Genomic DNA, 11,805 nt, shown 5'->3' with positions numbered 1-11,805 from the left:
TTTAACGTGTCTCAAGGACTGGTAACAGCATCCTATATCGTTGCCGCCGTGCTCTTCATCCTCAGTCTCGCGGGACTGTCGAAGCAAGAAACGGCCAAACATGGCAACCTGTTCGGTATCGCGGGGATGGCCATAGCGCTGCTCGCGACCGTACTCAACCCGGAGACCAGTGGCGTGCACTGGATCATCCTGGCCATGGTCATCGGTGGTGCCATCGGTGTGCGTCTGGCGCTCAAGGTCGAGATGACCGAGATGCCCGAGCTGGTGGCCATACTGCACAGCTTCGTGGGCATGGCGGCGGTGCTGGTGGGCTTCAACAGCTTCATCGATCTGCACCCCTCCGCGCCCGCTGAGGTAGTGGTCTCCGTCGGCTCCAACCTGGATGCGACCCTGGCCGCGGCCCGGGCGGCGTTCGAGCAGGCGGCCAGCGTCGCCCAGGTCGAGCACCTCTCCGGCGCCATGCTGAACATCCATCTGGTGGAAATCTTCCTCGGCGTCTTCATCGGTGCCGTGACCTTCACCGGCTCCATAGTGGCGTTCGGCAAGCTGCGTGGCCTGATCTCTTCCAAGCCGCTGCAACTGCCCCATCGCCACAAGCTGAACCTGCTGGCCGTGGTGGTCTCCCTGGCGCTGATGATCCACTTCGTCAACGCCGGTGGCTCCACCTTCGCGCTGCTGCTGATGACCCTGATCGCCTTCGCCTTCGGCTGGCATCTGGTAGCCAGCATAGGTGGCGCCGACATGCCGGTCGTGGTCTCCATGCTGAACTCCTACTCCGGTTGGGCGGCGGCGGCGGCGGGCTTCATGCTCTCCAACGACCTGCTGATCGTGGTGGGTGCGCTGGTGGGTTCCTCCGGTGCGATCCTCTCCTACATCATGTGCAAGGCGATGAACCGCTCCTTCATCTCGGTGATCGCCGGTGGCTTCGGCTCCGACGGTGTCGCATCGACCGCCGATCAGGAGATGGGCGAGTACCGCGAGACCAACGCCGAAGACGTGGCCGACATGCTGAAGAATGCCAGCTCCGTCATCATCACCCCAGGCTACGGCATGGCGGTGGCGCAGGCGCAGTACCCGGTGGCCGAGATCACCCACAAGCTGCGTGAGCGCGGCGTCAAGGTGCGCTTCGGTATCCACCCGGTGGCCGGTCGTCTGCCAGGCCACATGAACGTGCTGCTGGCGGAAGCGAAAGTCCCGTATGACATAGTTCTGGAAATGGACGAGATCAACGACGACTTCAACGACACCGACGTGGTGCTGGTGATCGGTGCCAACGACACCGTCAACCCGGCCGCGATGGAAGATCCGGGCAGCCCGATCGCCGGCATGCCGGTGCTGGAAGTGTGGAAGGCGCAGAACGTCATCGGCTTCAAGCGCTCCATGAACACCGGTTACGCCGGGGTACAGAACCCGCTGTTCTTCAAGGAGAACACCCAGATGCTGTTTGGCGATGCCAAGGCCAGCGTCGAGGCCATCCTGAAGGCACTGTAAGCCTTGACCGGATGAGACAAGAGGAGGCTTCGGCCTCCTTTTTTATTGCGATTATTTCACGCCACGGAGCCAAGCCATTGATGGCAAAGGCACTGTCGGGTAGCGAGGCGGAGGGGGCAGGGACCCAGGCGGGCGGCGGGTCGTGATCGGGATCGCAATCCGGTGACGTTGCCCCTGCTGGAAGGCATAATGGCGGCGAAAAGCGAGCTGGCTCAATTTTATTTGAGTCCGGCGTCACTAAGATCAAATAAATTTACAGAGGGGAGGGCCTGCCAGGCTGGCGCCCTCCTCCCGTTCACCATCAGGGTGGATCCGATCCGATAATGCAGTATGTGCCCAGCGGCATAGCGAACCAGAGAAACCACAGATGAAAGCACAATGGACCGATTTCATAACCCTGCTCAAGCGTGAAGTGGTGCCGGCCCTTGGCTGCACCGAGCCCATGTCGGTGGCGCTGGCGGCGGCCAACTGCCGCAAGCTGCTGGGCCAGGTACCGACCCGCATCAGCATCTGGGTCAGTGGCAACCTGTTCAAGAACGGCATGGGGGTCGGCGTGCCCGGCACCGGCATGATAGGCCTGCCGGTCGCCGCCGCGGTCGGCATCACCGGGGGTAACCCGGACGCCGGACTGGAGGTGCTCAAGGGCCTCACCCCGGCCCAGGTGGAGGCCGCCAAGGCGCTGCTGCCCGTCATCCAGGTGGATGTGAAGGACGTGCCGGACGTGCTCTACGCCGAGGTATTGGCCGAGGCCGACGGTCACAGCGCCCGGGTGGTGATCTGCACCGATCACACCCGCATCGTGCTGCTGGAGAAGGATGGCGAGGTGCTGATGGAGCAGGCCAGCGCCCCCGGCGTGCAGATCCAGCCCGCCAAGTCCGACAAGCCCGGCATGACCTTGCGCGAAATCGTGGCGTTCGCCCTGGAGGTGCCGCTGGCCGAGATCGCGTTCATCCGCGAGGCGGCCAGCATGAACCAGGCGCTGGCGGACGAGGGGCTGCAGGGCTATGGCCTGAGCATCGGCAAGATCCTGACCGAACAGGTGGAGCGCAAGCTGCTGTCCGACGATCTGATGACGCTGGCCATGCGCCTGTCGTCGGCCGCGTCGGATGCGCGCATGGACGGTGCCATGCTGCCCGCCATGTCCAACTCGGGCTCGGGCAATCAGGGCATCGCCGCCACCATGCCGGTGGTGGCCGCCGCCCGCTTCCTCAAGGCCGACGAGGAGCAGCTGACCCGGGCGCTGGTGATGAGCCATCTGGTCGCCATCTACATCAAGATGTACCAGAACAAGCTGTCGGCCCTGTGCGCCGCCAGCACCGCCGCCATGGGCTCGGGGGCCGCCATCACCTGGCTGCTGGGGGGTCAGTTCGAGCAGATCAGTCACTGCATCAACAACATGATCGGCGATGTTTCCGGTATCATCTGCGACGGTGCGGGCAGCGCCTGCTCCATGAAGGTGTCGACCTCCACCTCGGCGGCGGTCAAGTCGTCGCTGATGGCGATCAACAACCTGCACGTGCCCCAGAGCGAGGGCATAGTCTCCGATGACGTGGATCAGACCATCGCCAATCTGGGGCGCCTCTCCAAGCGGGGGATGCTGGATACCGACATCGAGATCATCAACATCATGCGGGCCAAACAGCAGGGCAAGGGGAACTGATGACGAGGGTGGCGCAGGCCACCCTCGGTGTTTGCATGCATTGACGTCACCCCGGCATACCGGGGGACGGACCGCCACGATGCGGTCAGTTTCAGGGCGAGGCGCACGAGGCGCCCGTCCGTCAATCTCGGGCCTCGCCCGTTTATTTTTTGGGGAATATCATGACACTTAGCGTTATCGGTAATCTGGCCATCCTGGTCATGTTGTTGCTGTTTCTCTACCGGTTGCAGCAGACTCATGTCAGCTTCACCCGCCGGGTCTTCTCGGGGCTGGGGTTGGGCATCTTGTTTGGCGGGGCGCTGCAACTGCTGCACGGGGTCGGCTCCGAGGTACTGGTGCAGACCAATGACTATCTGGACATCGTCGGCAGCGGCTACGTGAAGCTGCTGCAGATGATCATAGTGCCGCTTATCATGGTCTCCATCATAGGCGCCATCCTCAAGCTGAGCGGCGGCAGCTCGCTCGGCAAGATCAGCGCCATGACCATAGGGGTGCTGATCTTCACCACCATGATCGCCGCCGGGGCGGGCATACTGATGTCCAACCTGTTCGGCCTGACCGCCGAGGGACTGGTCGCCGGCGCCGCCGAGACCGCCCGTGGCGCGGCCTTGCAGACCAGCCTCGGCAGTGTCGAGAGCATGTCCTTCGCCAAGATGGTGCTGGAGTTCATCCCGGCCAACCCCTTCCTCGACATGACGGGGGCGCGCAAGACCTCCACCATAGCCGTGGTGATCTTCTCCATCTTCATCGGCCTGTCCGCCACCGGTATCGCCCGCAAGAAACCCGAGATCTTCGCCAGCTTCGAACGCTTCATGCTGGTGGCCCACGCCATAGTGATGCGGATGGTGACCCTGGTGCTGCGCCTCACCCCCTATGGCGTGCTGGCGCTGATGGCCAAGGTGGTCTCCGGCTCCAACTACGCCGACATCATCAACCTGCTGAACTTCGTGCTGGCCTCCTACGGCGCCATCGCCATCATGTTTGGCGTGCACCTGCTGCTGGTGAGCCTGGTGGGCATCAACCCGGCCCGCTTCCTGAAGAAGATCATGCCGGTGCTGGCGTTCGCCTTCACCTCGCGCACCAGCGCGGGCTCGATCCCGATGAACGTGCAGACCCAGACCAAGGCGCTCGGCGTGCCTGAAGGGATCGCGAACTTCGCCGCCTCCTTCGGCGCCACCATAGGCCAGAACGGCTGCGCCGGCATCTACCCGGCCATGCTGGCGGTGATGATAGCCCCGACCGTCGGCGTCAACCCGATGGATCCCGGCTTCATCATGACGCTGATCGCCATCATCACCGTCAGCTCGTTCGGGGTGGCCGGAGTCGGTGGCGGTGCCACCTTCGCGGCGCTGATCGTGCTGTCGGCACTGGACTTCCCGGTGGCGCTGGCGGGCCTGCTCATCTCCATCGAGCCGCTCATCGACATGGGCCGCACCGCCCTCAACGTCTCCGGCTCCATCACCGCAGGCACCATTACCGGTCGCCTGATGGGGCAGACCGACATGGCGGTCTTCAACAGTGATGCCGAGGTCAGCCTGGACGGCGAAGAGTCCGCGGTCTGACCCATCCACGGGACCCGTTCCCAGGTAGTTGATCAATCAGGGGAGGCGATGCCTCCCCTGTCGTAACAGGAGTCAAGCAATGCGTATTGTGATCATAGGTGGCGAAGCCGCCGGCATGAGTGCGGCCGCCAAGGCCCGCCGTCTGGCCAAGGATGCCGAGATTGTGGTCTATGAGGCCTCCGAGGTGATCTCCTTCGGGGCCTGCGGGCTGCCCTACTTCGTCGGCGACGACTTCCAGGAGCCCGGCTACATGGCCGAGTTCACCCCGGCGCAGTTCGCCGCCAAGGGGATCGAGGTCAAGACCGGCCACCGGGTGCTGGCGCTGGATGCCAAGAATCAGACCCTGAGGGTCGAGCACAACGGCGACAGCTTCAGCGACCATTACGATCGCCTGATGATCGCCACCGGCGCCCGCGAGCAGATGCCGCCGATCCCCGGCCTGCAGCAGGAGGGGGTGTTCGGCCTGCGCCGTCTGGCCGATGGCCTGGCGTTGAAGGCCGCGGTGCAGGATGGCAGCAAGCAGAAAGCCGTCGTCATCGGCTCCGGCTTCATCGGGCTGGAGGTGGTGGAGGCGCTGGTGCATCAGGGCAAGGAGGTGCGCCTCATCGAGCTGGCGGATCGGGTCATCCCCGATGCCTTCGATTCAGAGATCACTCAGCACATCGAGACCGAGCTGCGTGAGCAGGGCGTCTCTGTGCACCTGGGAGAGCGGGTGGAGGCGCTGCTGGGGGAGGGCAGGGTCAGTGGCGTGCGCACCGACCAGGGCTGCTACGAGGCCGATATAGTGGTGGTCTGTACCGGGGTCAGGCCCAACACCGAGTTCCTGGCCGATACCGGCATCAAACGACTGGCCAACGGCGCCATCGAGGTGGATCGGCAGGGCCGCAGCTCGCTGCCCAACGTCTGGTCGGCGGGGGACTGTGCCAGCGTCTGGCACAGCGTGAAGCAGCAACAGGTCTATGTGCCGCTCGCCACCATCGCCAACAAGCTGGGGCGCATGGTGGGTGAGAACCTGGCCGGTGCCGAACAGGAATTCCCAGGCACGTTAGGCTCTGCGGCGCTCAAGGTGCTAGGGCTGGAGGCGGGCCGCACCGGCCTGTCCGAGCGGGAGGCGCAGGCGCTGGGCATCGACTATCGCACCGTGCTGATCAAGGACAAGTGCCACACCAACTACTGCCCTGGCCAGTCCGACATCCACGTCAAGCTGGTGTATGAGGCGGGCAGCAAGCGCCTGCTGGGGGGCCAGATCCTGGGGCGCAAGGGGGCCGTGCACCGTATCGATGCGCTGGCGGTGGCCATCACCATGGGGGTCACCACCGAGCAGCTCGGCATGCTGGACTTCGCCTACGCGCCGCCCTTCTCCCGCACCTGGGATGTGCTCAACGTAGCGGGCAATGTGGCAAAGTAGCCGGACCGTCATGGCGGCGCTTGCCTATGCGCTCTTTTCCCATACGTGGGATGTGCTCAACGTAGCGGGCAATGTCGCCAAGTAGAGCAGGCATCCGGACGCAGCACTGGTCGCGCCCGGATCGCGCCCATAAAAAAACCGATGCCTAGGCATCGGTTTTTTGTTCCGGTCTCACTCAGCCACGGCCGAGGCGATTGTCCGGGTAGTTCTTGGCCAGCACCTCGCGGGCGTGCTGGGCCAGGGTCGGCATCTTCAGGGTATCGTAGGCGTTGACCATGATCTCCAGCGCCTTCTCGGTCTCGACGGTATCGGGATAGGTCTCGACCACCATCTTGGCGCGGTTGGCGGCGGCGATCAGCGCATCACGCTTCACGTAATACTCGGCCACCCCCAGATCGTAGCGAGCGAGACGGGTCTTCAGACCTATCATGCGGGCACGGGCATCGGCGGCAAAGCTGCTGTTGGGGTAGTTCTGCAGCAGCGTCTTGAAGTCCTGGAAGGCCTGACGGGCGTAGGAGGGGTCCTTGTCGTCCCGATCTATCCCCAGGAAGTCCTGGAAGAAGTTGTAATCCGCCGCCATGTTGGTCAGGCCACGCATGTAGAACACATAATCTATGTTCTTGTGGGCAGGATTGAGGCGGATGAACCGGTCGATATTGGCGATGGCCTGGGCGGTATCATCCTGTTTGTAGTAGGCGTAGATCAGGTCAAGCTGAACCTGGCTGGAGTAGGCACCGAAGGGGTAGCGTGAGTCCAATGCTTCCAGTAACTCGATGGCATTCAGGTAGTTACCTGTATCCAGCTTGAGGCGTGCCTGTTGGTACAGGACTTCCGGCGGTTCGTCGGGAACCTTGGGTTTGGTGCTGGAACAGCCAGTGATCAGGGTAGCGATCAAGGCGAGCGACATCAGCAGGTGAGACTTCTTTCCCATCAACAACATCCGGTCCATTTCCACGAAATTGGCAAAGTATCCGTTATGCTTGGCTAAAAGAAAAGCTAGAATACCCGGATTATTTCGAATTGATACCCCCGCTCAAGAGACCATACATGAGCCAGCATATTGAACTGACAGGCGAATTTCAGGATCACCAATTCGGGCAGCGACTCGACCAGGCCCTGGCTGAATTGTTTCCAGACTACTCCAGAACCCGCATCAAGGAGTGGATTTTACAGGACAGAGTGACCCTGGACGGTCAGGTTGCCAACACCCCGCGCGAGAAAGTGCTGGCAGGGCAACAGGTACATGTAGATGTCGAGTTGGAAGATGACACCCGTTGGGATGCTCAGGATATCGAACTCAACATCATCTATGAAGATGAACACATCCTGGTGATCGACAAGCCGGCTGGCCTGGTGGTTCACCCGGGCGCCGGCACACCGGATGGCACCATCCTCAACGCCCTGCTGCACCGCTACCCCGGCATTGCCGAGGTGCCCCGTGCCGGCATAGTGCACCGTCTGGATAAGGACACCACCGGTCTGATGGTGGTCGCCAAGACGGTACCGGCCCAGACCCATCTGGTGGAGGCGCTGCAGGCGCGCCAGATCACCCGTGAGTATGAAGCCATCGCCATCGGTCACATGACCGCAGGCGGCACAGTGGACGCCCCCATCGGCCGTCACCCGACCCAGCGTACCCACATGGCTGTGGTGCCCAATGGCCGTCCTTCCGTGACCCACTTCCGGGTACATGAGAAGTTCCGTGGCCACACCCGACTGCGTCTGCGGCTGGAGACGGGGCGTACCCACCAGATCCGCGTGCACATGGCTCATATCAAGCACCCACTGGTGGGGGATCCCGCCTACGGTGGCCGTATGCGCCTGCTGCGCAACGCGACTCCGGAGCTGACTCAGGCGCTGCGCGGCTTCCACCGCCAGGCGTTGCATGCCACCATGCTGAAGCTGGCGCACCCCATCACCGGCGAAGTAATGGAGTGGCACTCTGCCACCCCGCAAGACATGCTGGATCTGATGGAAGTGCTGCGTGCCGATACCCTGGCCAACCCGGACGATCTGGTCTGGGGCTGATCGATCGAGGCCTGCGTCGGCTTCTGCCGTAACCAGGCCCGGATAGCAGGCCAAACGGGGCTCCTTAGCTGATGACAGATAAGGAGCCCCTTTTTTATTTGTTGAAAATGAAGGAGAGAAGATGAGGTGGATCGTACCTGACTGGCCGGCGCCGGCCTCAGTGCGGGCGCTGTCGACCACCCGGGATGGCGGTGTCAGCGAGGGGGTCTTTCGCGGCCTGAACCTGGGGGCCCATGTGGGCGACGAGGCGGCCAGGGTCGAGGCCAATCGCACCGCGCTGCAGCAGGCGGCCGGGATCCCGGGTCGGCTAAACTGGCTCGATCAGGTACACGGCACCGCCGTCCACCCGGTCAGCAACGCGCTCGGCGCCACGCCGCAGGCCGATGCGGCCTGCGCCCACGAGGCCGGCCTGGTCTGCATAGTGATGACCGCCGACTGCCTGCCGGTGTTGCTCTGCGACCGGGCAGGCACCCGGGTGGCCGCCGCTCACGCCGGCTGGCGCGGGCTGCAGGATGGCGTGCTGGAGGCCAGCATCGCCGCCATGGGCTGCGAGCCGGCTGATCTGCTCGCCTGGCTTGGGCCGGCCATAGGCCCCCGGGCGTTCGAGGTGGGGGGCGAGGTGCGCGACGCCTTCCTGGCCGAGCAGGCCGAGGCGGCCGCCGCCTTCGCGCCCTCTGTCAACGAGGGCAAGTGGCTGGCGGACATCTACCAGCTGGCCCGGCTGCGGCTGGCCCGCGCCGGGGTGAGCGCCGTCTATGGCGGCGAGCACTGCACCTTCAGCGATGACGAGCGGTTCTACTCCTATCGCCGCGACGGCCAGACCGGCCGCATGGCCTCGCTCATCTGGCTGGTGGACTGAATCGGGGCGTCCTCGATGCCTGTTTCTGCCGTGATGGCCGGAGCGATCTGATGGCCGCCCTTGCCTGGCCGGGGCGGCTCCCTCCGATCCCCATATTGAGGGAAAAATAAACAGCCCTTCCCCTTGAAATCGCGGCCCTTGACCTCATCTTCCTTGTCAGAAAGTTCTGTTGTTGCCGCCCAGGGCGGCGTCTGTTTCAAAGGGGGGAGTGCAATGCGCCTCGATCGCCTGACCAGTAAATTCCAAGTAGCTATCTCCGATGCCCAGTCACTCGCACTGGGTCGTGATCATCAATTTATCGAACCCGCTCACCTGATGACCGCCCTGGTCAACCAGGATGGCGGTTCTATTCGTCCGCTCTTGACCCTGTGCGGGATGGACATCAACGCCCTACGCTCGCGCCTCGGCGAGGAGCTCGACCGCCAGCCCAGAGTGAGCGGCGTCGAGGGGGACGTGCAGCTCTCCAATGGCCTGGGCCGGCTGCTCAACGTTTGCGACAAGCTGGCCCAGCAGCGCAAGGATCAGTTCATCTCGTCCGAGCTGTTCGTGCTGGCGGCCCTCGACGAGAAGGGCAACCTGGGGGAGCTGCTGCGCGCCCAGGGCCTGACCAAGGAGAAACTCGAGCAGGCCATCGACAAGGTCCGTGGCGGCAAGAAGATCGATGACGCCAACGCCGAGGAGAACCGTCAGGCGCTGGAGAAGTACACCGTCGATCTCACCGAGCGGGCCGAACTCGGCAAGCTTGACCCCGTCATCGGGCGGGATGAAGAGATCCGCCGCACCATCCAGGTGCTGCAGCGCCGTACCAAGAACAACCCCGTGCTGATTGGGGCCCCCGGTGTCGGTAAGACCGCCATCGTCGAGGGGCTGGCCCAGCGCATCATCAACGGCGAGGTGCCGGAAGGGCTCAAGAACAAGCGGGTGCTCTCCCTGGACATGGGGGCCCTGGTGGCCGGTGCCAAGTATCGCGGTGAGTTCGAGGAGCGGCTCAAGGCGGTGCTCAGCGATCTCGCCAAGGAGGAGGGCAACGTCATCCTCTTCGTCGACGAGCTGCACACCATGGTCGGCGCCGGCAAGGGCGAGGGGGCCATGGACGCGGGCAACATGCTCAAACCGGCCCTGGCGCGCGGTGAGCTGCACTGCGTCGGTGCCACCACCCTGGATGAATATCGCCAGTACGTGGAAAAAGATGCCGCCCTGGAGCGCCGCTTCCAGAAGGTGCTGGTGGAGGAGCCCTCGGTGGAGGACACCATCGCCATCTTGCGCGGCCTGAAGGAGCGTTATGAGCTGCACCACCATGTGCAGATCACCGACCCTGCGATCGTGGCTGCGGCCCAGCTGTCGCACCGCTACATCGCCGATCGCCAGCTGCCGGACAAGGCCATCGACCTCATCGACGAGGCGGCGGCCAGCATCCGGCTGCAGATCGACTCCAAACCGGAATCCCTGGACAGGCTGGAGCGGCGCATCATCCAGCTCAAACTCGAGCAGCAGGCGCTGCTGAAAGAGGATGACGACGCCAGCCGCAAGCGGCTCGATCTGCTCAACCAGGAGCTCGGCGAGAAGGAGCGCGAATACAACGAGCTGGAAGAGGTGTGGAAGGCCGAGAAGGCGGCGCTGGCCGGTACCCAGCACATCAAGGCCGCGCTGGAGCAGGCCCGTCAGGATCTCGAGGTGGCACGCCGCGCCGGGGATCTGGCCCGCATGTCCGAGCTGCAATACGGCCGCATCCCCGAGCTGGAGAAGCAGCTCGATCTCGCCACCCAGGCCGAGATGCAGGAGACCAGCCTGCTGCGCAACCGGGTCACCGACGTGGAGATCGCCGATGTGCTGGCGCGCTGGACCGGGATCCCGGTGGCGCGGATGCTGGAAGGGGAGCGGGACAAGCTGCTGCGGATGGAAGATCAACTGCACAGCCGGGTGATCGGCCAGGAAGAGGCGGTGGAAGCCGTCTCCAACGCCATTCGCCGCTCCCGGGCCGGGCTGTCCGATCCGAACCGACCGATCGGCTCCTTCCTGTTCCTCGGCCCGACCGGGGTGGGCAAGACCGAGTTGTGCAAGGCGCTGGCCGAGTTCCTGTTCGATACCCAGGACGCCATGGTGCGCATCGACATGTCTGAGTTCATGGAGAAGCACAGCGTGGCGCGGCTGGTGGGGGCGCCTCCCGGCTACGTGGGCTACGAGGAGGGGGGTTATTTGACCGAGGCGGTACGCCGTCGCCCCTACTCGGTGATCCTGCTGGACGAGGTGGAGAAGGCGCACCCGGATGTGTTCAACATCCTGCTGCAGGTGCTGGACGATGGTCGTCTGACCGATGGTCAGGGCCGTACCGTCGATTTCCGCAATACGGTGGTGATCATGACCTCCAACCTCGGCTCGGATCTGATCCAGGAGCACTATGCCGAGAAGGACTATGAGGAGATGAAGGCCCTGTTGATGGAGCTGCTGACCCGCAGCTTCCGACCGGAGTTCATCAACCGGATCGACGAGACTGTGGTGTTCCACCCGCTCGGCGAGGATCACATCAAGTCCATCGCCCGCATCCAGCTCAAGAGCCTGATGGGCCGTCTGGAGTCCCAGGGCTTCGAGGTGGAGGTGAGCGAGGAGCTGCTGACCAAGCTGGTGCATGCCGGTTTCGATCCCGTCTACGGGGCGCGTCCCCTCAAGCGGGCGATCCAGCAGAAGGTGGAGAACCCGCTGGCCCAGGCGCTGCTCAGCGGTCGGGTCATCCCCGGCAAGAAATTGCTGCTGGGGGCCGACAGCAGCGGCCTCACCATGACCCAGTGATGGGGTTATC

At 63.8% G+C, this 11,805-nt stretch carries 8 protein-coding genes; 7 read left to right on the top strand and 1 reads right to left on the bottom strand.

The window, feature by feature from the left end; all coding sequences use genetic code 11:
• The first annotated feature begins 6 nt into the window (after positions 1 to 6).
• The 4 genes from pntB to KW821_RS15110 all read left to right on the top strand — a co-directional run bounded on the left by pntB (position 7) and on the right by KW821_RS15110 (position 6,121).
• Positions 7 to 1,491, top strand: a complete 1,485-nt coding sequence (pntB, locus tag KW821_RS15125) for a Re/Si-specific NAD(P)(+) transhydrogenase subunit beta (protein WP_218292023.1) — start codon at positions 7 to 9, stop codon at positions 1,489 to 1,491.
• Between the two features lie 367 nt (positions 1,492 to 1,858).
• Positions 1,859 to 3,151, top strand: coding sequence for a serine dehydratase subunit alpha family protein (locus KW821_RS15120; protein WP_218292022.1), 1,293 nt, complete (start codon positions 1,859 to 1,861; stop codon positions 3,149 to 3,151).
• Between the two features lie 161 nt (positions 3,152 to 3,312).
• Complete coding sequence (locus KW821_RS15115) at positions 3,313 to 4,713, top strand: L-cystine transporter (protein ID WP_218292021.1); 1,401 nt, start codon at positions 3,313 to 3,315, stop codon at positions 4,711 to 4,713.
• Between the two features lie 79 nt (positions 4,714 to 4,792).
• Entirely contained in the window at positions 4,793 to 6,121 is a 1,329-nt protein-coding gene (locus KW821_RS15110) for a CoA-disulfide reductase (protein ID WP_218292020.1), read from the top strand.
• A gap of 175 nt (positions 6,122 to 6,296) precedes the next feature.
• Here the strand turns inward: KW821_RS15110 and KW821_RS15105 are convergent, their stop codons facing one another.
• A complete protein-coding gene (locus KW821_RS15105) occupies positions 6,297 to 7,052 on the bottom strand; it encodes an outer membrane protein assembly factor BamD (RefSeq protein ID WP_042654471.1) in 756 nt (251 codons plus the stop codon).
• A 116-nt stretch (positions 7,053 to 7,168) separates the two neighbouring features.
• Here KW821_RS15105 and rluD point away from each other — a divergent pair, with 116 nt between their 5' ends.
• From rluD to clpB, 3 genes are all read left to right on the top strand, one after another.
• Entirely contained in the window at positions 7,169 to 8,149 is a 981-nt protein-coding gene (rluD, locus tag KW821_RS15100) for a 23S rRNA pseudouridine(1911/1915/1917) synthase RluD (RefSeq protein WP_042654357.1), read from the top strand.
• A gap of 121 nt (positions 8,150 to 8,270) precedes the next feature.
• Positions 8,271 to 9,008, top strand: a complete 738-nt coding sequence (pgeF, locus tag KW821_RS15095; protein ID WP_218292019.1) for a peptidoglycan editing factor PgeF — start codon at positions 8,271 to 8,273, stop codon at positions 9,006 to 9,008.
• Positions 9,009 to 9,221: 213 nt separating this feature from the next.
• Positions 9,222 to 11,795 carry an ATP-dependent chaperone ClpB gene (gene clpB, locus KW821_RS15090; RefSeq protein WP_218292018.1) on the top strand — a complete coding sequence of 858 codons (2,574 nt, stop codon included), beginning with the start codon at positions 9,222 to 9,224 and terminating at the stop codon, positions 11,793 to 11,795.
• Positions 11,796 to 11,805 lie beyond the last annotated feature (10 nt).

Source organism: Aeromonas sp. sif2416, from assembly GCF_019218665.1.
GTDB lineage: Bacteria > Pseudomonadota > Gammaproteobacteria > Enterobacterales > Aeromonadaceae > Aeromonas > Aeromonas encheleia.
This window is presented reverse-complemented; position numbering and strand designations above follow the sequence as displayed.

What these genes read in the sequence shown, in the direction of transcription:
- KW821_RS15120 (WP_218292022.1), top strand. Translation starts at nt 1,859, where the DNA reads ATGAAAGCACAATGGACCGATTTCATAACCCTGCTCAAGCGTGAAGTG.
- KW821_RS15115 (WP_218292021.1), top strand. Translation starts at nt 3,313, where the DNA reads ATGACACTTAGCGTTATCGGTAATCTGGCCATCCTGGTCATGTTGTTG.
- KW821_RS15110 (WP_218292020.1), top strand. Translation starts at nt 4,793, where the DNA reads ATGCGTATTGTGATCATAGGTGGCGAAGCCGCCGGCATGAGTGCGGCC.
- KW821_RS15105 (WP_042654471.1), bottom strand. Translation starts at nt 7,052, where the DNA reads ATGGGAAAGAAGTCTCACCTGCTGATGTCGCTCGCCTTGATCGCTACC.
- rluD (WP_042654357.1), top strand. Translation starts at nt 7,169, where the DNA reads ATGAGCCAGCATATTGAACTGACAGGCGAATTTCAGGATCACCAATTC.
- pgeF (WP_218292019.1), top strand. Translation starts at nt 8,271, where the DNA reads ATGAGGTGGATCGTACCTGACTGGCCGGCGCCGGCCTCAGTGCGGGCG.
- clpB (WP_218292018.1), top strand. Translation starts at nt 9,222, where the DNA reads ATGCGCCTCGATCGCCTGACCAGTAAATTCCAAGTAGCTATCTCCGAT.